This window comes from Rhodococcoides fascians NBRC 12155 = LMG 3623 (genome assembly GCF_001894785.1).
Lineage (GTDB): Bacteria > Actinomycetota > Actinomycetes > Mycobacteriales > Mycobacteriaceae > Rhodococcoides > Rhodococcoides fascians.
This window is the reverse complement of sequence record NZ_BCWW01000010.1, coordinates 19,575-41,936: the sequence shown is the minus strand read 5'-3', so window position 1 is coordinate 41,936 and position 22,362 is coordinate 19,575. Positions and strand designations below refer to the sequence as shown.

Here is a 22,362-nt window from a genome sequence, read left to right as displayed (position 1 = left end):
GCGCCTGACATCTTTTGTGCTGATAGATCACTGAAATCTTTGCACCGGAGAATGCCTGCAACAGAACTGCGAAACCCGGTTCAACTGAGGAGCGGATGTCGCACGCCTTGCCGAGAGAGGCCGACCGCAGTGAGAAGTACCAGTGCGCCAGTGACAAGCAGGGCACCTGTCACCGAATCATTCCGGTACCAGGAGGCCAACCCCAACAGTGTGGCCAGGACGCCGGAAAGGCCCCAAGATCCGAGGACCAGCCCGTAATCGCTGGCGAACGTTCGAGGGCCCGAGAGCTTGCGTGTGACTCCCGGAAGTATGGCAAACCCGCTACCGTGCCCAATCAGGACGCACGCGAGGAGCACGAACAGGATAACGGGATTGTGCGAAAAGGCGGTCACGACAAGAAGGACTCCGCGAAAAGCCAGGAGAGCGACGAACGCTCCCCGTGTACCGACGCGTCGGGTCAACGTGGGCGAAATGAGACCGCCGGCGAAGAGCATGACCATGCTTGCCGCCAGAACAGTCGCAATCTGTTGGTACGACAGAGAAGTCCAAGATTCCAAAATGGGGAACGCGAAGCTCAACAGCAACATGCCGGGTAGCGCGTTGACACCTAGAAGCACGGCCAGCCGGAGAGTCTGGGTCGCAGATAGTCGGGGAGCTTGTGCTGCTCGGCCTACTCCGGTCGAGGCTTCGGTTGGCCTGGTCCCGGGCAGCCATCGACCAGTGAGACTGAGTACGAAGCCGACGACGCCGAGCACGACGATGATCGATCCGACTTGAGCTGGCGTGGAACTGGATCCGAGAGTGACAAGGCTGGTCAGGCTGATGACCACAGTTCCTGCCGAAAAGCCGGCGGGGCCGATGGAGGCGCCCAGAACTGGGCGGTTCGGGAATCGTGGGCCGAGGTTCACCACGACCGTCAGGTAGGTGAGTCCGATACCGATTCCCCCCAGCGCGAGAGGGGCGAGAGCGAATCTCCACTGCCCTGCGGCGACCAACCCGCCGGAGATCATTGCGGTGGTAGACCATGTGATCGCGCCGACCACACCCACCGTACGGGGGCTTAGTTTGATCAAGAGCTTGCCTGCAATCACCGTTCCGGCCGCTAGACCGGCACTTGCCGCGCCGAATCCGAGTACCGACAGCGGCAACCTCGATGGTGCAGCACCGGGAATCAGCACCAATAATGCGCTCATCCCGTACATCGAACCGACTACGGCCATTACGACGAAGCTGCCGAACACGGTTCGGACTGCCGCCACGGAGTTGGCCTTCTCCTGCGGATCGTCTGACAGCGTTCTCATGCAATATGCCTCTCGTAATGGCCGAAGTCGTGATCGAATGTGTTGTCGCAGAGCAGAGTCGACGTTGCTCTTTCAGCTGCGGTCGGTGTCCGCGACTTTGACTAGCTGTGCGTCGAGCGCTGAGCGCGGTAGAGGTTCATTGCTCGCACTCGGCCCAGCGCCGCGATCGCACGATCGACCGATTCGAGCAGGGCGACACCGTGCTCGGCGGCTACCGTTCTCAGATGCCGCACCAGGGAGTCCTGGTCCACGCTGAGGCTGCTCCGTAGGGACATCACCATGGTCACATCGCCGCGGTTGGCTGTGAGCATGTCGCGCGTGAGCATCGTGATCAGTTCGGCGGCTTCTGTTCCCCCTTGAATATCCCAGGCGGTGCCGAGGTCGAGGTACGCGCACAGGCAGTCGATCGCGGGGTCCAGCGCCAGCGCCTCGACCAAGGATCCGGTGAACGGGCCGGTCTCGTCGTACAACGACCAGATGGAGATATCGACTGGGTTGCTCAAGTTCACGCCTGGGGCTCTGAACCTTGAGAGTGCGTCCTGTGTCGCGGTCGACACGGGCGGCAGTGTCAGACCATTTTCGTGTGCTGTGTCCGCTCCCACGACTGCCACACCGCCGCCCCCACCGACGATTCCGAGCTGCTTGCCCACGAATGTGTCCGTGTACTGAGCCACCATCAACGTGTCGAGCAGCTCTTCGATACTTTCGACGAGAACGACTCCAGAGGCAGCTGCCGCATCGCGCAGGAGTCGTGGGTCCGACGCGAGCGCACCTGTATGGGATGACGCTGCGGCACCGCCGGCAACGCTGCGTCCACCCTTGAACAGCACCACGGGCTTCGTCACGCGTTTTGCAAGTGCGAAGAACCGGTGGGCATCGCTGTCGTCCTCGAGGTAGAAGGCCGCGAGCGTGGTAGCAGGATCGGCCTCACAAAACGCCAAGTACTCGGACGGAGTGACGTCGTCGCAGTTGCCGATCGAGGCGACGAAGCTGTATTTGATCCCGAGCTCTTGTCCACGTCGGATGACATCGCCTGCGTAGGTGCCGGACTGGGAGATCACGGCAATCGATCCCACTTCGTTGGACGATGCGGCGCTGCCGATCATCGTCAGCCGCGAATACGGGGTGTACAGACCGAGCGCGTTCGGGCCGAGCACTCGCATGCCTGTTCCGGCAGCGACATCGCTAAGGTCTTCCGTGTCCGAGGTGTACACGTGCGCACTCTTGGTGCCCCGCTTAGCCAGTTCACGCAACGCGTCGGGTACAGCTGCGGCCGGAAGTGTGACAACTGCTCGGTCGACGCCTTCGGGAAGCTCGGCGATGGTGCCGACGGCCGGCCGGCCGAGTATCTCACTCGAGGACCTACTGACCGGATACAGCGCACCCTCGAAGCCTTGTTCGATCGCGCTCTTGACCGCGCGATGGCCCATCTTGGCCGGATCCGCAGATGCTCCCACGATCGCCAGCGACGAAGGGTAGATGGCGGGTCTGAGCTGTCCGAACACGTCGTAGGGAACAGGTAGGTCTGCGTGACGGGGAAGGTTGTGGTCGCGAGTGATCGCCCTGGCATCGACGGCAACAATCTCGTCGGGTCCAACGACAATGGGGTTGAAGTCGATCTGATCGATCGGCTCGGAGAGGAGTAGGCCCGTCGATCCGCCCACCCGAACCAGGAGATCGGCGAGCGCGGAATGGCTCGCTGCGAATCGCTGACGCAATACCGCACCCACTCGAGTTCGATCGAGCAATCGGAAGGCTCCATCACGGTCGAGCGGTGCCGGTGCGAATGCGAAATCACCGACTGTTTCGACGTCGACTCCACCCGTGCCGACCATGACGATCGGCCCGAAATTGGGATCATGAAGAGCGCCGACCACTACTTCGAGGCCGGGCGCAATCATCGGTTCCACCGTGACTCCGATGACCGAAACGCCTCGTGCTTCTTGCTCCGTGAACAACCGTTCCACGGCCCCGCCCACTTCGTCCGGTTCGAGCCCAAGTAGAACGCCGCCGGACTTGGACTTGTGCACGACACCGTGCGCGACGAGCTTGACTGCCACCGGGCGGCCATGAACTGCGGCGAACGACGCTGCCTCCGCCGCAGTAGTAGCGAAAGTAACCGGGTTGGCCGGAATCCCGTAATCGATTGCGAGATTGCGAATTACATCGTCACGCAGACGTACTCCAGGCACCATTTCCACGGCAGTCACGACAAAACCTCCAAAACTCGGGCGTTCAGCCCTTCGGGAACATCAGGGAAAACAGCGGCGCGACGTTCGAGGAACGATCGGACGCCCTCATCGCCGTCCGGCAGGGCGCGGACAAGCTCGGACAGCTGGGTCTCCGCCGCCCGGCCGGCGTCGACCCCGTATCGCATGCTGTGGGTGAGCCCGGCCTTGATCGCGGTGACCACGGCCGGAGACACGGCGGCGATCGAATGAGCAAGTTCGAGTGCACCGTCGAGCGCTCTTTCGCCGCGGTGTACGGACGAGACGTAGCCGCGCCGCTCTGCTTCTTCGGCTCCGAACGGCTTTGCCGTCGCGAGCCATCGGTACGCCGTCGGGTAGCCCACCAGGTCGAGAAGTCGACTCAGTGCACCAGCGATCGGCACGATTCCGATTGCCGCGCCGACTCCGCAGAAGCGTGCGTCCGGAGTTGCCACTCGCAGATCACAATTGAGAGTGAGCAAAAAGCCTGCGGCATACGCAGGGCCGTCCACCGCCCCGATGACGGGGGTGAGAATCTCCGACGGCCGTGAGAATGCGGCGTTGGCGACCGGGTCACCACCGGTATCCGGGTTTTCCAGAACCTCTGTGAGGTCGTGTCCGGCCGAAAAGTAGCCGTTCGCTCCGGTCACCACGATGGCACGAACCGTGGGATCCGCATCGGCTCGATCGAGTTCCGTGAGCAGAGTGGTTGCCATATCGCCGGAGAATGCGTTGCGTTTGGAGGGATTGTCGATCGTCAGGACCCTGATGGGGCCCTCGTCATCGGTGCGTATACCGGGTGTCATTCTTTCGAGCTCCTTCTCGTGCAAAAAGTTCAAGTCAGATCTTGGGTGTTGCAATCGCGCCGGAGGGACTCTCGGACTGGCTAGTGCTGAGCGCGCTGTCGACCGGTGTGTCGCCCTCGTTCCCTCGGCCGCGTCGAGTATTCGCGCGGACAGCCCAGGTGATCAGGCTTATGACCGCGGCGACCACTAAATTGACGACCAGCGCGGAGACTGCGACATACACTGGGGAACTGAGGAAGAACGGCGTTGCCGTCGATCCGCCAAAAGGTGCGCCAGTCGGCGTCTTGATCTCGTAGACGGCCCACGTTCCGTACACGATGGAGACGACAAGCCCACTGAGAAGGGCGCGCGGCACGACGAAACGGGGTACGAACAGCCCGATCAAGATCGTGGGGAGAATCTGAAGAATCCAAATGCCAGCCAGAAGTTGGAAGTTCACCGCAATCTTCGGATCGAGGGTGAGTACAAACACCAGAGCGCCGACTTTGATCAGCACCGAGACAATCTTCGAAACCAACGTCTCCGATGCCGACGTCACTGGGCGGCGCGCAAATTCTCGATAAAGATTCCGGCTGACAAGATTGCCGGCCGCAATGGCCATAATGGCTGCCGGAACGAGAGCGCACATCGCGATGGCTGCGAATGCGATCCCGACGAACCACGATGGAAAGGACTCGATCAGAAGTTGAGGTACCGCGTACTGAGGATTGCCGTCTTTAGGCACGATTCCTGCTGCTAGCGCCATCACTCCGAGCAGAGCAGCAATTCCCATGAACACCGCATTGATGGGCAGCATCGACATATTGCGTCGCACTGTCTTCGCGCCCTTTGCGGCAAACAGTCCGGTAATAGCGTGCGGGTACAGAAACAGCGCCAATCCCGAACCGAACGCCACCGTCAGGTATACCCCGGGATCTATGGTGGAAAGCGACTCGGCAGCGCCCTTGGCCGCTGTCGCATCCGCAGCGCGATCGAAGATGGTCTCGAATCCACCCAGTTTGATCGGGATGAAGATCACTGCCGCAATCAAGACCAAATACGTCAAGATGTCTTTGACGAATGCAATCAGCGCAGGCGCTCGCAAACCGGCCGAGTACGTGTAGGCCGCCAGGATGCCGAACGCGACGAACAACGGCATGTGGTTGACCAGCCAGCTGCTCGAGCTACCGCCGATTCCTAGCGATCCGAACACTACTTCGAGACCGATCAACTGGAGTGCGAGGTACGGAAGTATTGCAAGCAATCCGGTCACAGTGACAGCAAGTCCGAGCCACTTGGATTTGAAGCGGTCGTTCACGAAGTCGGTCAGTGTCACGTAGCCGTTCTGGCGCGACAGTGTGACAAGTTTTGGCAGGAACAGAAAGCCGAGAATATAGGCTATGGCGGCGTAGGGCATTGCGTAGAAACCGAACGCTCCCACGCTGAAAACCGCGGCAGGCAAGGCGATGATCGTGTACGCGGTGTAAATTTCTCCACCCAGAAGAAACCACGTGATGAACGGCCCGAACGTGCGGCCACCAAGCGCCCATTCGTCAAGGTTGTTTATCTTGCCCTTACTGCGCCATTTGGTGGCTCCGAAGCCCATTGCGGTGATGAACAGGAACAGAGCGATAAAAACGGCGATGGACAGTGGCTGAGCATTCATACCTGGAGCTCCTCTCCGTCTTCGTCGGCTCCGTCTCCTGTGAACAGAAGCCGATAGACGATTCCGGTTGCTAGAGCTGTCATGAGAGGGAGCAGCAGCTGGAACCAGTAGAAAAATGGAATTCCGATCAGCGTGGGGGTCACGCGATCGTAAAGCGGGGTGGCCAACGATAAGCAAAGCGGCACCGCGAGTATGGCTGCGCTCACTGCAATCCACGCGGGATCTTTGCGGCGGAGCACACGCGTCTCGGATCTGTTCGATCCTGGGGTGTTGCCCATCAAGGACTCCTATGTGACGAAACGATTGGCCAGGAGCTCTGACCAATCCAGGCATCAGCCGACTGTTCCGGGGCGGGAGATCACTACGGCGGGATCAGTTCAGATTCGGTTCAGATGCGGTTCAGATAAGACCGTGTCGTGGGACACACTGCAAAGTATTGGGTCTTCAGGTCCGCACTGTCATCAGAAGAACTGAGGAGTTTTCGGCGGGTTTCTCGCGTTTTCTACAGTCTGCGTGAAGCGGATCGGGCTGTAAGTGGCGCGGAGTCGAACAGCCGGAGTCCAAGTGCGAGCAGAAGGAGGTCGTCCGAGACCGCCGGATCGCGGTGGGTGAGGTCGCGGATCCGACGCAAGCGATAGACGACTGTGTTCGGATTGACGCCGAGACTCGACGCGGCCTTGGTCAGGTTGAAGTTGGACGCGACGTACGCCCTCAGCGTCAGGACCAGGTCGGTGCCCTTGCGGCTGTCGTAGTCCGCAAGCGGCTGCACTGTTTCCTCGAGGAGAGCATCGAGATGCTGGGTCGAGCGAAGGATCTGGTCGAGCAGCACGTCGGCGAAGCGTATTACTCGGCCGTTCCAGCCGGCCGAAAGTCCGAGCTCGATTGCCTCGCTTGCTTCTTTGTACGACCGGCGTACCCCTGCCATTCCCTCGGACAGCCGACCGAGACCAACTGTCCAACCGGCGTTCGCGTCAACGAGTCTGTGGCACGCAGCCTCCAACTCGCGATGATCTGCGTCGTCACTGGGGCAACACACGGCGATGACTTCTGTGTCCCACACGCCCACGAGAATGGTGCCGGTCCTGGGCGTCAGTTGCTCACGCATCCGTCGCAAACCGACTTGCACACCTGCAGATGAATCGTCTAGATCTTTCACGCGTAGAAGGACCACGAACAGTGCACGTTCGCGGAGTGTCATCGACAACGCGGCGGCCTGGCGTCGCGCCGCTTCGTTGACCGGTTTGCCGGTCAAGATGGTCTCGATCACGTCCGCACGGAGGGCGCTCCCACTCGTCGGTCCTGCAGTCGACTCTCGGAGATAGGCCTGCGCGATCGCCGACGAGACGCTGTCCGTGTACCGCATCATGGCGTCCGCGCAGTCGAGGGCGAGTTGTCTGCCGATGGGGTCGTCGCCGGCGTCCTGGCAGATCGCCCGCCACAGCACTGTGCCGGACAACCGGTAGGTTCTGAGTAGGGAGGGCAAACTGACATGTTGGTGAACACGACGTGCCGCGCTGCGTCTTAACCACTCGACATCATCGTCCGCGCCAGTGAACCCGTCGGCGAAGGTACGTGCGAGATGGTCGATGTTGTGTACCGACATTTCGGCTACGTCACTGAGCACTGCCTCTGAGAGCTGCTGATATTCGGGCATGGCCTGTCGGAATTCGTCGACGAGTCGGCTCGCGAGTTCGTGGCGACGTTCGTGCATTCGTTGCATCAGGGATCGTCGGCGGGCGGCGTACGGATCACCAGCGGTTGCATCCGACTGCGCAGCATCGTCGTTCACGACAGGGACCCGCCGGCGGAAGCCAGATGATCGTTCACGATGCTGATCGGTTCGGCACTCTCAGTAAAGGCGCATCTTGCCTCTGATTGCCGCGAGAGCAGCGTTGTCCATCGCCGCGGAGGGATCGACCGCGGACTCGCTGTCAGCGCGTACAGAACACGCAGGGCAGCTTCTCGAGGCGCGAGTAGCGCGCGCGAGGACGGGTGAGCGCGGTGGGTTCGTAACCCGAGATGAGTAAGTCTCATCGCACTTCCTGATACCGCGCGGTTGCGGCGTTAGTGTCCGAGGTCGTCTAGAACAGCAGCGACAGCCTGGATCGAATCGGGCTGGTAGGTGTAGAAAAAGTTGCGGCCTACTTTGCGAACTTCGATGAGCCCGGCCATGCGCAGCATTTTCATGTGGTAGGACACCGTCGACTTCGCGACGTTGGTAGCTTCCACCAGGTCGGTGCATGCCATCTCGGGAACCGCCGCCACCCGCCTGAGCAGGTCCAATCGGACCGGATCGGCGATGGCCTTGAGAATCTCCACGTGAGCATCGAACGTGGCCGGAGCGCCGTGCACCATTGCTGTGCCCCTTTGTCCTGATCGTTTCATAGTTCAGTCACTTACGAACTTTCAGCGTACACATTTCACGGGTCTAGATGCGAGTCGATCACCATTCCACGCGCAGCCCTCGACACAGCACCGCGCCGATCGGGGTCGCTGCCGACGACCGAATCCGTAGGAGGTGACTCAGATAGGGCGGACTCGGTGCGGTTCGTAGATTCCGCAACGACGAACGTGCTTACGCCGCAATATGTTCAAGTGGTGTTGCATTGGTACGTCGATGCTGAAAAATGCTTGCAGCGAAGGACTTTCGTATGGTTCTATAGTTTTACATATTTCGAACTATCTGGGAGTTCCTCGTGATCCTTCTCGACGATCAACGTCAAACCGTCTCCGATCCGCATCTCGAAGTTCCCGATGTGGGGCAAGTTCCGCCGCTGGGCGCAGTGCCACCGAAGATGCACGCGCAGGTTATTCGGCCGGACCGCTACGGCGACCCGGCCACCGCCTTTCAGCACGAAGTGGTGCCCACACCGAAGATCGGACCGGGCGAGGTCTTGATCGCAGTGATGGCTGCCGGCATCAACTACAACAATGTGTGGGCGGCACAGGGCTATCCAGTAGATCAGGTCGCGACGCGCAACAAGCGCGGCGAAACCGAGGACTTCCACATCGGCGGCTCGGATGCCTCGGGCATTGTGTATGCGGTCGGCGACGGCGTCGACAACATCGCCATCGGAGACGAAGTGGTCATACATCCGGGAGTTTGGGATGAGAAGGACCCATGGATCGCCGCAGGCCGGGACGAGATGATCGCGCCGAGCGCGCGTATCTGGGGTTACGACACCAATTACGGATCGTTCGGACAGTTCGCGCGGGTGCAGGCACATCAGGTACTGCCCAAGGCCCCGCACCTGTCATGGGCAGAAGCTGCTGCCCCCACCCTCGTGGGCACCACCGCGTATCGGATGCTGCACGGGTGGGCGGGCAACACCGTCCAAGACGGTGATCTCGTCCTGGTATGGGGCGGATCCGGCGGACTGGGGACACAGGCATCGCAGCTCGTCCGCGAAGCAGGTGGCCGCGCGATCGCGGTCGTTTCCGACGACGAGCGGGGTCAGTACGCCATGAAGCACGGCGCGATCGGGTACATCAATCGTCGCGATTTCGATCACTGGGGAATTCCGCCTCTCGTCGACGACAAAGAAGGTCAGAAGGTGTGGACGGCCGGTGCCCGGGCCTTCGGCAAGAAAATCTGGGAGATCGCGGGGGCAAAAGAGGACCCCGCGATCGTGTTCGAGCACCCCGGTGCTGCCACGGTACCCACCAGCATCTTCGTGTGCCGCCCGGGCGGAATGGTCACGATCTGTGCTGGAACTACCGGATTCGATGCAATGGTCGACCTCCGTTACCACTGGACCCGACAGAAGCGTCTGCAGGGCTCACACGGCACTAACGGCGAGCAAGCTAGAGCTTACAATCAGCTCGTCGTCGACGGGCGCATCGATCCGTGCGTCGGCCGAGTTCTGACCATCGACGACATTCCGCGCGCGCACGCGGAGATGGGGCGAGGCGAGGAAGTTTTCGGTAACACCGTCATCCTCGTCGGTGCAGCCGATCCGCAAGCAGGCAAGCGCGCTTAAATATTCGCGACTGTCCGATGTGAACAACAGCCGAGAACGGTGGTAGCAGCAAATGAAATCATGGCACGTAATGCAGCACGGCGAGCCTCGAGAAGCCCTTTCGATGCTGGAAATCGAAGCGCCCCATCCGGCACCCGGAGAGATTTTGGTGCGGGTCGGGGCAACAGCCTTCAATTTCGCCGACGTGCTGCTGTGCCGTGGTAAGTATCAGGTCAAACCTGACCTTCCCTTTACTCCAGGACTGGAAACATGCGGCGTCGTCGAAGCGGTCGGCGACGACGCCCCGTCCAGCTTGGTCGGGACCAGGGTTGTGGGACAGCCGCTGCTACCCCGTGGGGGCTTTGCCGAATACACGTTGTTGGACAGTCGAACTGCGCTCGCTGTTCCGACCGGCATACCTGATTCCTCCGCCGCCACACTGCATTTGACGTATCTGACCGCATGGCTCGGACTGCATCGCCGCGGTCGAATGTGCTCTGGTGATGTCGTCGTCGTAACCTCGGCTGCGGGCGGTGTCGGGCTCGCCGCTGCACAGATCGCCATGGCCGGCGGTGCGACTGTCATCGGTATCGTCTCCGGCAAAGAGAAGAAAGCCTTGGTCGAGTCTCACGGTGTACCGTTCGTGATCGATCGCCTGGAAGGCGACGTGATCACTCGGGTCAAAGAGGCTTCTCCCCATGGACTGGCCGACATCGTATTCGAGTCCGTCGGTGGTGATTCGTACGAAGAAGCAACGAAGTACATCAGCTTCGAAGGTCGTATAATCATCGTAGGGTTTGCGAGCGGTACGACCCCACAACCGCGCCTCAACCACGCGTTGGTCAAGAACTACACTATTGCCGGTCTGCATTGGTCGCTGTACTGGAAATATCGTCCTGATATCGTGCAGTTCGCGCAGACCAAAGTCTTCGAGCTGTATGAACAGCAGAAGATCGTACCGCTCATCTCCCGCACCGTTTCCATCGAACAAGTCGCGGAGACGCTGCATGACCTCGCCAGCGGACGCATCCTCGGTAAGTCGGTCATGACGTTGACTGGTCGGTGACCGAATCATCGGTTAAGTTGCACGTCTCGCGATCTACCGCCGCGACGCCCGCTGGAGTTTCTGCCGTGTGTAAAGGGTAACTACGGCTGAGATCGATTGTCCGCCAGGCTTACAGAAGCGCGTCATGCCTGGTTCCCGTCCCCCAGGTCGAGGCGAATGCTTGGCGGGCACCGTTCGCCGACGTCGTACGGTGCCCGCCAAACAACCATGTCATGCATCGGTGGCTCCGACATCTACACTTCATCTCGTCGTCATTACCTCTGCGATCACTATGACCATGCCGAAGACGAAAAACAAGATGCCGGAGGCGATCGAAAGCCCGGCTTGACCTTTCGGGCCGATCCGTCGACCAGTCGCCGACACCGCAACTGCGACCGATGATTCTACGGCGATCGCGATGCCCAGCCATACGGCGGTGAACACGAGTAACCCGACGACACCTGCTTGATCGCTGGCTCGTGCCAGGGCCGGGACGCCGGTTGCAAGCCAGAATGCCCATGTCAGGGGGTTTGCGAGGTTACTAATAGCTCCCTTCCAGAACGCCCACCGGGTCGGCTTCAGCCCCTTCCTATCGGTCGGCACCGTCCACATTCGCCACCCGTCTCGCAGTGCTTGCACAGCAAATCCAGCGAGTACAGCAGCACCGATGATGGCTATCCACAAGCGTGCGCCGTCGATAGCGGCGATCACACCGACGAACGCCAAGGCGGGCACCATCAAAAGCAGATCCGCGACAGCCGATCCCAAGATCACACGAAACCCAGCGGAAAACCCGCGCGTGGCTGACTCCTGCACGATCGTGACGAAGATCGGCCCTACGGAAACCGCGGCACCGAGCCCGAGCAACGCAGCCAGTAAAACGACCTCCCCCATTACTCGGCGTCCGAACCGGCGGTCGGGACACGGGCGAATGCCAGGAAGGCACCCGCGCCATGTTCTTTCACCGTCTCGAGCGCAATGGTGCTGACCGTTCGTGCGACATGCTCGATCGACCGAATATCGGCAAGCAAGACGCGCAACTGAGCAGGTCCGGAAACTTTTACTTTCAACAGATAGCTGTCTTCGCCGTCGACGTCGTGGCACTCGTGAACCATGGGTGAGGAATGAACGAAATCCTCGAACTCATCCTTTTCGCTTGCCGCGGCAACGGTCACCACGCGAATGAACGCCGTTAAGCCCTGACCGACGAATGAGCCGTGGACCACCGCGGTGTACCCGGAGATGACCCCCGCCTTTTCCATCCGTTTGATGCGTGCGAATACTGACGGTCCGCTGAGTCCCACTGTCTTGCCCAAATGCGCCTGTGTCGCCCTGCCGTCCTCTTGCAGCAGCTTGAGTAGTTCAAAATCTGTGTCGTCCAGACGAATTCGCGCTTCTACGCTCTCCTCGTTCACTGTCATGTGGATACCATAGCGCCTATGAGTTGTAGTCACAAGCTAAAACTTAACTACAAAAGTAAGGTGTTACGAACTAAATGGATACCAAACGTTGGTTCACTTGCGAAGTCCTCGGTTGCGATGACCGCTTCGCCAGCGATGTGACTTGCAAGCTTTTCGCGTGGGTTCGTCGCCCTCCTGCTGCGAGTCCGATGGATGCCCTACTGCTGACCTATCGGCACAGATAGTGCGGTGCGATCGGTTCTGGCGCAGAACGTTTGAGCGTTCCGTTCGAGACGGTTCGAGTGTCCGTTCTCCGAAGTCGCTCCACCGAGTCGGCGCGGAGCGGGGTTGATGCCGGGTGGTGTACATGGGGTGGCAGATGCATCTTCCGGGCTTCAGAACGTGTGCGGCAAGTACTGCGACCGAAAACCAACAGAGTGATGCACATCACAATTGACTTTAGCTGTGAGGCAGAACAATTGACTGAAGGTGCACCTTGCCGATTCCCGTGGCAATTGCCACGTCCGCCTCCCTGAATGGACGTCACTCATGACGACAACTGACTCACATCCCACAGTCGAAACCGTGCCGGACCGACGGAGCCGTTGGGTCCTGTTCGGACTCGGCAACCTTATTCTGATCACGGCACTGGCAGTGGCGTCGTGGTACTTGCTTGTGGATCCAGAGTGGAGCCCACTGTCCGGGTACCCGCAGCCCTACACCGCACTGTTGTTCTGGAGTGTTCTCGGGCTCGTGGGTCTTGGCTCCAACCAGGAATTCACGGCATTCGCGAGGTTCAGACAACCCGTCAAAGGATTGTTCACCGTAGCTGCCGCAATCGTATTCGCGGTCGTCGTGACATACGGCCTCTCCCATTTCTGGGGTTCTATCGACCCGTCTTTCGCTGGGGGCCGTGAAGACGGCCTCGGCTACTTCACCGGAGGGCTGTGGGTTCTGTTCGGGTTCGTCGTATATCTGATGAGCGTCGTCAATTGGGCCCACTGGCCGAGTTCGCTGACCGGGTTGGCGCAACCGTGGCTCGGGGCAGCACAAATCGTCGTGCTCATTATCCCGACCACGGCGTTGTATCTCATCTTCGGTCTGCCCAGCGTGGCCACTTGGGTCGAACCGGGCTCGGCACTGCTCGATACCAGCACCGTCATCGGAGTTTTCTTCAGCATTGTCGTTTCCATCCTGATGACCGGAGTCCTCGCAGAGAACTGGCCATGGAAGCTGGCCGGGTCCGCGACACGAACGGCACTCGCGGCCACGGTCGGTAATGCGGTACTCGGAATCGGCTTGTACTTTTTCCTGCAGGCAGTTGCCCGTGTGACGCTGGGATCCGACGTCGGCCAGCTCGGTGCAACCCTGCCGAGCTACTCAGCCCAAATCGGCATCTGTTGGGTTTTTTGCATGCTTTTCTGGGCAAACTGCTTCGGTAACAAGCCTACGAACGGATCGGTCGCGCAGAACGTTGTGGCACGGATACTCATAACGTTCATTCTCGGTGTACTGACTTTCCTCGCGTACTACTATTTCGTCGCCGACGTAGTGCTACACGAACCGGCTGTCACCGACCGAATGAATGGCAACGCGCTGGGATGGTTCGATTGGTGGCTGATCTGGATGATGATCTACGCACTGTGCTTCGAAAGTCCCGGCCTCGGAAAGCTCAAGCCATGACAAAGAACCGCCCACACAGCAACGCGGTGGTCTCGCGCTGCCGCTGACGTCGAGCTTAGAAACAGCGTAGAGCGTGGACGCAAGCCTTTCAGGCATTCGCTTTTCGGTCGGTGAGGACGGCGACGCCCCTGCGGTTTGTTCGATCGTGAGCAGGCCGCAGGGGCATCAATCATTCTCCGAGGTATCAGAAAGGCAGTGGAATCCACTGGGAGAAGAACCAGAAGCCGTGGCCGACGGGTCCCGGTGCTTGCTGCTGTGGTGCGGCTGGTTGCGGAGCGGGTGCCTGCTGCTGTGATGCGGCTGACTGGGGTGCGGGTGCCTGCTGCTGAGCGGGCGCAGGGTTCGCCTGCGCTACGGGACTTGCCGATGCGACACCGGCACCTATTCCCAGCCCGGCCAGCGCAATTCCGGACACAGCTGCAATTTTTACGAGATGGTTTTTCATGAGGGACTCCTGGGTACTTGTTGTCGTTGTTGGTGCCAGGCAAACGCTATGTCGCAAAGCTTGGGATCAGCTGTCCGGAGCCTTTCAATCGAATGGCAACGCCGGATTGCTTGTCACGCACGTGTCGTCCCATGCAGGTGGTGGCAGGCAATCTTGTGCCGCCGCCAACGGCTGAGAAATGAGTACAGTCGATTCGCTGATCGGCGCTTTATCCTTCAACGTCAATAATGTAAATTTCATCCGAATTTGCTGTGAGTCGACGAATGTGCAAAATGGCAACAACTAGTGTTATCTATGCGCAGATTACGTTTCTCGAAACCAAAAAAGGGGGCGCACGTTATGACTTTTACTACGATGCTGGAACGGCATTCCGCGGTGCGGACTGCAGTGTTACTGGTGGGAGCCGCGGTGGCATTGTCATCATGCTCGTCCGACACCAGCAACTCGGATTCTTCAGGTGCAACACCGGCCACGTCCACCGCGGCGTCGACCGACTCATCCGTCGAGGCAGTGACGACAGCGGCGAACGCATTCTTGGACACTCTCGACGACACACAGCAGACCGAGGCTCGACTCGAGTTCACCGAGGATAACGCCACCGCGTGGTCGAATTTGCCGTGCGGAGCTGATTGCCGCGTCGGGATCGAATTCAGCACGTTGGATGAAGATCAGCTGACCTCGGCCAAAGCCCTCTTGCAGGCTGCGATGGGCACTGCCAAGGGCCAAGGATATGACCAAGCCATGCAGATCCTTGCAGCCGACGATGTTCTCGGCACCGCTCAGACCACCCGCTCTGGCTCCGGCGGAGAAGGAGGTGGCACTCCTCCGGTCGGCGGTCCCAGTGTTGCCGGCACTGCTCCCTCGGGAGCACCGAGCGACGCCGCAGGCGTGCCGCCCGGCGATGGCGAATCCACCGATGGCGGCGGTGGTGGCGGCGGCGGTGCGTACTCCAGTGGCAACTACTACCTCGCCATTCTGGGCACCCCCAGCGACGACGGCAGCTGGCAGGTGCACTTCGGCGGCCACCACCTCGCAGTGAATCTGACCTACGCCGGCGGCGTCGTTGCCGGAGCGACGCCGTACTTCATCGGAGTGGAGCCGAAGACCTGGGAGACCGACGGCGTCACCTACGCTCCGCTGGACGCGGGCCGGGAGGCGATGTTGGCGGTGTTGAGCAGTCTCGACGAAACGCAGTTGGCGTCGGCAAAACTTACCGAATCGTTCACAGATGTGCTGCTCGGGCCTGATCAAGACGGTGGTTTCCCCGACACCAAGACCGGCGTTGCTGTCTCGGAGCTCAGTGAGGATCAGAAGGCGCTTGTGCTCGCAGCGATGGTGCCATGGGTGTCGGTCGCCGATGCCAACACACAGGAATCTCTGATGGCCACGTACGAAGACGAACTGGATCAAACATACGTCTCTTACTCGGGCGGCACGGCGTTGGAATCACAGGGAGACTACGTTCGCATCGACGGCCCCAGCGTATGGATCGAATTCGTCTGCCAGAACGGCGTTGTCTATTCCGATCAGATTCACTACCACACCATTTGGCGCGATCACACGCGCGACTACGGTGGCGAATTCTCGTTTTGACATGAAAACGCTCCTTATGTCCGTACTGGTGGTAATAGGTGCTGTTGCGGTTCCGGCCCTGGTTGCCGGGACCGCACAGGCTCATCCGATGCCACATTCGGTAGTGCTGCTCGACGTCGACAACGACAAGGTGACCGCCCACTTGGAACTGCCTATCGCCGACCTGAGCCTGGCCATGGGCATCGATCTCAGAAACGACCCGGAAGGCACTGTCGCGCAACAACAAGGCGCGATGATCAACTACCTGAGTGCACACTTCGCACCCATGACCCTCGACGGTCGAGCCTGGATCGTCGAATTCCGACCGGCAACAGTCACCGCTGCAGAGCAGACGTCCACCGGCCGCTACCAGGAAGTGCAAGTCGACGCTGTTCTCACCCCGCCAGCCGGTGGCGACACCCGCCATTTCCACCTCGGTTACGACGCCGTGGTGCACCAGGTAGTCACACACACCGCACTGATATCGGTCAGCCAGGACTGGAAGTCGGGCTCGGCCGGCGAGACCGCACCATCGGAGGTCGGTGTCGTACGAATCGACACAGCGACCGGTCGCGTGCTGCCAGTGACGATAGATCTCGGCGCAGGAAGCACGTGGCGTGGCTTCATCGCGATGGTCGAGCTGGGCATGAGCCACATCCGTGAAGGCACGGACCACTTGTTATTCCTACTGACCCTCCTATTACCGGCACCCCTCGTCGTCTCGGGCAGACGGTGGGGTGGATTCTCCGGAGTACGTGCCTCTACCTCATCGATCGCCAAGATCACCCTTGCCTTCACGATCGGGCATTCAGCAACCCTGATCGTGGCCTCGCTCGGACACTGGGCACCGTGGACGGGCACAGTCGAGGCCTTGATAGCGGTCAGTATCGCTATCAGCGCGGCGCACGCAATTCGGCCGATCTTTGTCGGCAAAGAGGTGTTCGTCGCCGGGTTCTTCGGATTGATTCACGGTGCTGCGTTTTCGGTGGTGTTGGCCGAGCTGAACCTGGGTACAACGCAAATGTTGTTGAGCTTGTTGGGTTTCAACCTCGGCATCGAGCTCATGCAGGTGGCGATTGTCGCAGTGGTGTTGCCGTCTCTGATCGTGCTTGCGTCCACGCGCGCATACACACCGGTGCGAGTGTGCGGGGCAGTGGTTGCCGGCGTCGCGGCACTGGGGTGGCTGTTCGACCGACTTGGAACGCCGAACACTGTTGCAGTGCAAGCTGACCGTCTGGGCGCGGCAGGACCATGGGTGATCGGAGCTCTCGCGATTACGGCAATGGTGAATGCGGCGGGTCGACGACGGCTGCAACAGTCGGTGTCAGCCGACGTGTCGACCCAGGTCGAAGCCTGACTCCGAACCCGAGAAGGGGCACACCCGGTCAGCTCCGCCGAAGGGCTCGAAGGGTATTGCGTCTCAGCGACGCCCCTACTGGGTGCCGACAGCTCGGTGTGGGCTCCGAGCAGTCGACGCCCAGCCGCCTCCAGCGGCTACCGCAACTGTCGCGAACTCTCAGGTGGGCTGCGAAAAGCCGTCCGCTGCGATTCCGTCGACGAACAGCATGCTCACTCGTGCTTTGCCTTCTCGAATACTTCTGGCACGCCGGTATTCAGGAGAGTCGTACCAGGCTCGGATGGTGTCCATGTCGGGGAATTCAATGACCGCGAAGCCCGAAGCGGGCCAGGCTCCTTCTGTCGGCTCGGGCACTGGTCCTGCCACCAGGTGGTGACCTCCGTACAGGAGTATGGACTGTTGTGCAGCGGCTGCATAGGCGGCACCGGCCTCCTGGTCGAGAACGTCGAAGTTGACGATGACGTACGAGGGCATAGCGGTTTCTCCATCTTTGGACACGGCGTGTACTAATGACACAACGGATAGTAGCGTATCCCTGTAACTTCCAAGGGTGAGCAACGACCAGGAATTTGACCCCCGAGAGCTGACCAGCCGGAGAGAGCGGATCCGGACCGAAACGACCCGAGAGATCACAGCCATCGCACTGCGTCAGTTGGCGGAGGGAGGTGCAGGGGCAATTTCGTTGAGGGGTATCGCCCGTGACATGGGAATGACTGCACGCGCTATTTACAGTTACTTTCCCACTCGAAACGACCTGATCACCGAGCTCATCAGCGGAATCGCAATGTCGCTCGGCACTGCGTTGGAAACGGCCGTGCACGCGGTGCCGGAGACCGACCCGGGCGGACGGCTACTGGCCTGGGGTCAGACTCTCAGAGAATGGTCGCTCGCCCACCCCGAGAGCTTCCGACTCTTCTACGGATTCCCGATACCCGGCTATCAGCCTCCAGACAATGGCCCAGTGGACCAGACGGCTCGCCGCGTATGCCGTGAGCTCACCCGACTCGTTGCCGTGGCCTGGCCTCACGTGCAACACCAGCAGCCGCAGGACACATCCTGGTCCGATCTCCACCCGGAATTCGTGGCAAAGATTCAGGCCGACCTTCCTGATGTCACGCCCGCTGCAGCAGCGCTCGCGTTGCGGGTTTGGGGCCGGATTCACGGTCTGGTTGCGCTGGAAGTCGACGGTCACATTCACCCCGTAGCAGGTAATCCAGCTGCCCTACATCGTGCCGATATGCTCGACCTGGTGCGGACGCTCGGACTGGACTGACCGAATCCGTTCCGCTCGGCCTGCTGAGGAAGAATCGGGGTCATCCAGGCTCTTGAGGCCCTGACAGACCCTGTTTTGCTTCGGGAACATTGTGACCGTGAGACGTAGGTTGGTGACCTGCAGCCACTGCTTGCCCATGAATAGCTGCTAATCACACATGCGGTGTCGCTCATACGGTGGCACTCGGTTGGAGTGCATTCAGTAATACAGCATCCCGGCTCGTTGAACCCATAGGTTCGTGGAGACACGCGTTAAGACATCTTCCGAGTCCAGCTGCGGTCCATTCGGCCCAGGACCTCGAGAGCGGACTCGGCATCGGTGACGGCAAAAGATCCACGACTGCGGTCCAACACACGAGCAGCCGCCACCACTGCCGCGGAACCGGCGTCGGTGAGTTCGACCATTTGTCTTTGACGATTGCGCCAATCGGTGTACCGCTCCACGTAGTTGGCCGAATGTAACTTCGACACAGTGGCTTTGATGCTGGTGCGGTGCCGGTAGAGGTCGTGCCCCAGCTCGCGGTAAGACAGCGGCCCTCTGCCTGAGAGCTGAGCCAATACTTCGTACTGTGCCCATGTAAGACCAGTCGGTCCGAGAACCTCCGTGAGGCGTACCCGCAAGGACGATGCCAGCCGCAACACGTTTGCCGTTATCTCGAACTCGGTGGAGGTGTGGATGCCGCTGGGTTCGGTCTGGGGGATCAGAGGACCCTCGTGAGCTGCTTGACTGCCCGCCGACCTCCGTGGCCGGTTGTCGATCACCATGCGCTTTCACTCTTCTCTGACGTCACGCGGACAGGCAGTTCGATGATCACGACTTGATCAGGACGGTCGATCAGATCGAGACTTCTTCGGTCAGGCCGATCGAATTGCCCCTTGGTGGCACAAAACCTTTGGGGGTCGTCCTGAATCAGGCGTTGGTTGGAGCCCACCCGATACGGTCAAACCGCTTTCCCCTCGCGGTGCGCCTCTCGCTCGAGTCTTGGCTGATCAGATTCGCCAGCTCACGATGCAGCGCTGTCACTACTCGGTCGCAGAACTGTTGCGATTCATCTGCAGCGTTGGGCAACTCCGGGATAATGACATCTACGATTCCGGCGCGAAGTAAATCCAGGGACCGCACCCCCTGCTTGGTGGCCATTTCCGAGGCATGGTCGGTATCGCGGTGGATGATAGCGCTGGCTCCCTCCGGCGGTAACGGCGAGAGCCAAGCATGCTGTGCTGCGAGAACTCTGTCCGCCGGTACGAGTGCGAGAGCGCCTCCGCCGGTTCCCTGTCCCAGTAGCAGCGATACGGTCGGGGTATCGAGGTCGACCATATCCGCGATGCACCGCGCGATCTCCCCCGCCAACCCACCTTCCTCTGCCTCCTTGGACAGCGCGGCTCCGGCGGTGTCAATAACAGTAACGAGTGGCAGTTTCAAGTCTTGCGCAAGCCGCATGCCGCGTCGCGCTTCGCGTAGTGCAGCGGGCCCCAGCGGTGTTTGAGTCGTCTGCGATCGCCGGTCTTGACCCAACAAAACACACGGCATGTCACCGAACCGAACCAATGCGAGAAGTAAACCCGGGTCCGCTTCGCCTTGTCCGGTTCCGTTGAGCGGCAACACGTCCGCAGCAGTATTGAACAGCAATTCCCGGACTCCCGGACGGTCCGGTCGACGTGACAGCAGAACCGAAATCCAAGCCGGCACGTCCTCGATCTCCCAGGCCAACGGTTCTGTCGGGCGGGTCCGACAGGGCGGCTTGTCGGTCATGATGCGCAGTGCGCGATCGACGATCTCGCCGAGCTGTTCAGGAGCTCTGATGGCATCGATCAACCCATGAGCCTGGAGGTTCTCCGAGGTCTGTACGTCTGCCGGGAATTTTGCGTTGTACAGCGCCTCGTATACCCGAGGCCCCAGAAAGCCCACCAGAGCCTGAGGCTCGGCAACGGTGACATGGCCGAGAGATCCCCAGGACGCAAAAACTCCGCCCGTGGTGGGATTTCTCAAGTAAACGATATATGGCAGGTGCGCGGCCTTGTGTGCGGTGATCGCAGCGGTGATCTTGACCATCTGCAAAAACGCGACCGTTCCCTCCTGCATCCGGGTTCCACCCGACGTCGGCAGTGCAAGGAGCGGTAGGCCCTCGTTGGTAGCGCGGCGGATTGCCGTTACCAACCGCTCGCCTGCTGCGACGCCGATCGAGCCGGCCATGAAGGAAAATTCGCACACCAGAACTACGACTTTGCGTCCTCGGATGGTGGCGAACCCGGTGATCACAGCTTCGTCGAGTCCGGTCCGATCACGGGCTGCTGCCAGTTCGGTGGCGTATGCCTCGTCGACGAGGTACTCAGCAGCTGTCGAGTCCCAGGAAACGAAACTGCCAATATCGACCACGATGTCGAGCAACTCGTACGCTGTCATCCTGGGCATCAGATCACCTCCTTCAACCAGGCACGGACGAGTTCGTCGTCGGCGCCGAGAACGGGAGGTGCGAGATGCCGGGTTTCGGTGACCTCGGTGCCGTCGGACTCGAAAAACCGCAAAGGCGGGCCGGGAAGAGTCACCGTACCCAACGTTTCGTGCTCGACGTCCACGAGCAAGCCCTGCGACTTCGTTTGCTCCCACTCGTATACTTCCTTGATATTGCGCACTTTCCCTGCAGGAACGCCGATTTCGGCGAGCAGTGCCAGGAGAGGTTCGGTAGCGTAGGTGCGAAATATTTCGGATACGAGTTCGATCACCTCGAGACGCGAATCGACGCGTTGCGGGTTGGTTGCCATGCCTTCCCGGAGGGGGTCGATTCCGAAGCCATCACAGAACCGGTGCCACAGACCCTCGCTTCCTACCGAGATCTGGACTGCGCCGTCCGAGGTGGGGAACAGCCCGTACGGACAGATCGACGGGTGGTGGTTGCCCTGAGCCTGTCCGACCTGGCCTGCGACTGTCCACTTCGTTCCCTGAAACGCATGTACACCGACGACACTGGCCAGCAGCGATGTACGCACGACCTTGCCGCGCCCGGTCCGGTCTCGCTCTCGTAGCGCAGCCAGGACGCCGAACGCTCCGTACATACCTGCGAGAAGGTCCGCGATGGGAACACCGACGCGTTGAACATCGTCGGGACCGGACCCCGTGACGGACATCAAGCCCGCCTCGCCTTGTGCGATTTGATCGTATCCGGATCGGCCGCCTTCAGGTCCGTCGTGCCCGAAACCACTGATGGACAATACGACGAGACGAGGATTGATTTCGGCTAAGCGTGCAGGTGAGAACCCGAGCCGGTCCAGCACCCCGGTGCGAAAGTTCTCCAGCAGCACATCAGCGCGTTCGATAATTGCGCGCAAAGCTTGCTTGCCGTCGTCATTCTTTAGATCGAGCGCAATCGACCTCTTGTTCCGGTTAGCAGACAGGAAGTAGGTCGACTCCCGTTCCGCTGCTTCGGGAGTCACGAAAGGTGGGCCCCACCCGCGGGTATCGTCTCCACCGTTCGGCGTCTCAACCTTGATGATGTCCGCACCAAGATCCCCCAACATCATCGCCGCGTGCGGTCCCGCGAGTGCGCGTGTCAGATCGACCACCACAGTTCCTTCCAGCGGCCCGGTTCTGCCTGAGGTGTTGAGAGGCATCCACATCACGATCCTTCTGCTGGAGTGCGGCACATAAGTCCGCAGTGGGCTAGTGAGCCAG

At 60.4% G+C, this 22,362-nt stretch carries 20 protein-coding genes; 6 read left to right on the top strand and 14 right to left on the bottom strand.

The features are described from left to right. Positions 1-80: 80 nt before the first annotated feature. The 7 genes from RFA01S_RS20170 to RFA01S_RS20140 form a co-directional block, all read right to left on the bottom strand. Complete coding sequence (locus tag RFA01S_RS20170; RefSeq protein ID WP_032389308.1) at positions 81-1,301, bottom strand: MFS transporter; 1,221 nt, start codon at positions 1,299-1,301, stop codon at positions 81-83. 101 nt (positions 1,302-1,402) lie between these two features. Further along, positions 1,403-3,511 carry an acetate--CoA ligase family protein gene (locus RFA01S_RS20165; RefSeq protein WP_230597390.1) on the bottom strand — a complete coding sequence of 703 codons (2,109 nt, stop codon included), beginning with the start codon at positions 3,509-3,511 and terminating at the stop codon, positions 1,403-1,405. Beyond that, positions 3,508-4,314: an enoyl-CoA hydratase/isomerase family protein gene (locus tag RFA01S_RS20160; RefSeq protein WP_032389309.1), complete on the bottom strand. Its 807-nt coding sequence runs from the start codon at positions 4,312-4,314 to the stop codon at positions 3,508-3,510. The genes RFA01S_RS20165 and RFA01S_RS20160 overlap by 4 nt, the downstream gene beginning before the upstream one ends. Before the next feature lie 34 nt (positions 4,315-4,348). Then, positions 4,349-5,959 (bottom strand): sodium:solute symporter family protein, encoded by a 1,611-nt coding sequence (locus tag RFA01S_RS20155; RefSeq protein ID WP_032389310.1) that lies wholly within the window; start codon positions 5,957-5,959, stop codon positions 4,349-4,351. Beyond that, positions 5,956-6,237: a DUF3311 domain-containing protein gene (locus tag RFA01S_RS28555; RefSeq protein ID WP_080731107.1), complete on the bottom strand. Its 282-nt coding sequence runs from the start codon at positions 6,235-6,237 to the stop codon at positions 5,956-5,958. Before RFA01S_RS28555 ends, RFA01S_RS20155 begins: the two co-directional genes overlap by 4 nt. Before the next feature lie 224 nt (positions 6,238-6,461). After that, the gene (locus RFA01S_RS20145) at positions 6,462-7,748 is read right to left on the bottom strand and encodes a PucR family transcriptional regulator (RefSeq protein WP_032389311.1); all 1,287 of its coding nucleotides are present in this window, start codon (positions 7,746-7,748) and stop codon (positions 6,462-6,464) included. 275 nt (positions 7,749-8,023) lie between these two features. Continuing rightward, a complete protein-coding gene (locus RFA01S_RS20140; protein ID WP_032389312.1) occupies positions 8,024-8,314 on the bottom strand; it encodes an ArsR/SmtB family transcription factor in 291 nt (96 codons plus the stop codon). 341 nt (positions 8,315-8,655) lie between these two features. On the opposite strand from RFA01S_RS20140, the gene ccrA reads away from it, so the two are divergent. Both ccrA and RFA01S_RS20130 read left to right on the top strand, forming a co-directional pair. After that, entirely contained in the window at positions 8,656-9,939 is a 1,284-nt protein-coding gene (gene ccrA, locus RFA01S_RS20135; protein ID WP_230597391.1) for a crotonyl-CoA carboxylase/reductase, read from the top strand. Between the two features lie 52 nt (positions 9,940-9,991). Next, positions 9,992-10,984 carry an NADPH:quinone oxidoreductase family protein gene (locus RFA01S_RS20130; RefSeq protein WP_032389313.1) on the top strand — a complete coding sequence of 331 codons (993 nt, stop codon included), beginning with the start codon at positions 9,992-9,994 and terminating at the stop codon, positions 10,982-10,984. A gap of 240 nt (positions 10,985-11,224) precedes the next feature. Here the strand turns inward: RFA01S_RS20130 and RFA01S_RS20125 are convergent, their stop codons facing one another. Together RFA01S_RS20125 and RFA01S_RS20120 are read right to left on the bottom strand one after the other, a co-directional pair. Next, positions 11,225-11,857, bottom strand: coding sequence for a LysE family translocator (locus RFA01S_RS20125; RefSeq protein WP_032389314.1), 633 nt, complete (start codon positions 11,855-11,857; stop codon positions 11,225-11,227). After that, positions 11,857-12,384, bottom strand: a complete 528-nt coding sequence (locus RFA01S_RS20120) for an Lrp/AsnC family transcriptional regulator (RefSeq protein ID WP_052060591.1) — start codon at positions 12,382-12,384, stop codon at positions 11,857-11,859. The genes RFA01S_RS20125 and RFA01S_RS20120 overlap by 1 nt, the downstream gene beginning before the upstream one ends. A gap of 528 nt (positions 12,385-12,912) precedes the next feature. Between RFA01S_RS20120 and RFA01S_RS20115 the strand changes: the two genes are divergently transcribed. Further along, positions 12,913-14,046, top strand: coding sequence for a hypothetical protein (locus tag RFA01S_RS20115; RefSeq protein ID WP_032389315.1), 1,134 nt, complete (start codon positions 12,913-12,915; stop codon positions 14,044-14,046). Positions 14,047-14,230: 184 nt separating this feature from the next. Here the strand turns inward: RFA01S_RS20115 and RFA01S_RS20110 are convergent, their stop codons facing one another. Beyond that, entirely contained in the window at positions 14,231-14,491 is a 261-nt protein-coding gene (locus RFA01S_RS20110) for a hypothetical protein (protein ID WP_072692158.1), read from the bottom strand. Positions 14,492-14,899: 408 nt separating this feature from the next. Here RFA01S_RS20110 and RFA01S_RS20105 point away from each other — a divergent pair, with 408 nt between their 5' ends. After that, a complete protein-coding gene (locus RFA01S_RS20105) occupies positions 14,900-16,084 on the top strand; it encodes a DUF3500 domain-containing protein (RefSeq protein WP_202902197.1) in 1,185 nt (394 codons plus the stop codon). 1 nt (position 16,085) lies between these two features. Continuing rightward, positions 16,086-17,420, top strand: coding sequence for a HupE/UreJ family protein (locus RFA01S_RS20100; RefSeq protein ID WP_032389317.1), 1,335 nt, complete (start codon positions 16,086-16,088; stop codon positions 17,418-17,420). A 159-nt stretch (positions 17,421-17,579) separates the two neighbouring features. Here the strand turns inward: RFA01S_RS20100 and RFA01S_RS20095 are convergent, their stop codons facing one another. Continuing rightward, positions 17,580-17,894 (bottom strand): DUF1330 domain-containing protein, encoded by a 315-nt coding sequence (locus RFA01S_RS20095; protein WP_032389318.1) that lies wholly within the window; start codon positions 17,892-17,894, stop codon positions 17,580-17,582. Positions 17,895-17,970: 76 nt separating this feature from the next. Between RFA01S_RS20095 and RFA01S_RS20090 the strand changes: the two genes are divergently transcribed. After that, complete coding sequence (locus tag RFA01S_RS20090; RefSeq protein WP_080731109.1) at positions 17,971-18,693, top strand: TetR/AcrR family transcriptional regulator; 723 nt, start codon at positions 17,971-17,973, stop codon at positions 18,691-18,693. Between the two features lie 251 nt (positions 18,694-18,944). On the opposite strand, the gene RFA01S_RS20085 is transcribed toward RFA01S_RS20090, so the two are convergent. The 3 genes from RFA01S_RS20085 to RFA01S_RS20075 form a co-directional block, all read right to left on the bottom strand. Further along, on the bottom strand, positions 18,945-19,457 hold the full coding sequence (locus RFA01S_RS20085) for a MarR family winged helix-turn-helix transcriptional regulator (protein ID WP_032389319.1): 513 nt from the start codon (positions 19,455-19,457) through the stop codon (positions 18,945-18,947). Between the two features lie 145 nt (positions 19,458-19,602). Further along, positions 19,603-21,105: a carboxyl transferase domain-containing protein gene (locus tag RFA01S_RS20080; RefSeq protein WP_032389320.1), complete on the bottom strand. Its 1,503-nt coding sequence runs from the start codon at positions 21,103-21,105 to the stop codon at positions 19,603-19,605. Further along, positions 21,105-22,301, bottom strand: coding sequence for a CaiB/BaiF CoA transferase family protein (locus RFA01S_RS20075; protein ID WP_032389591.1), 1,197 nt, complete (start codon positions 22,299-22,301; stop codon positions 21,105-21,107). The genes RFA01S_RS20080 and RFA01S_RS20075 overlap by 1 nt, the downstream gene beginning before the upstream one ends. Between the last annotated feature and the right edge of the window lie 61 nt (positions 22,302-22,362).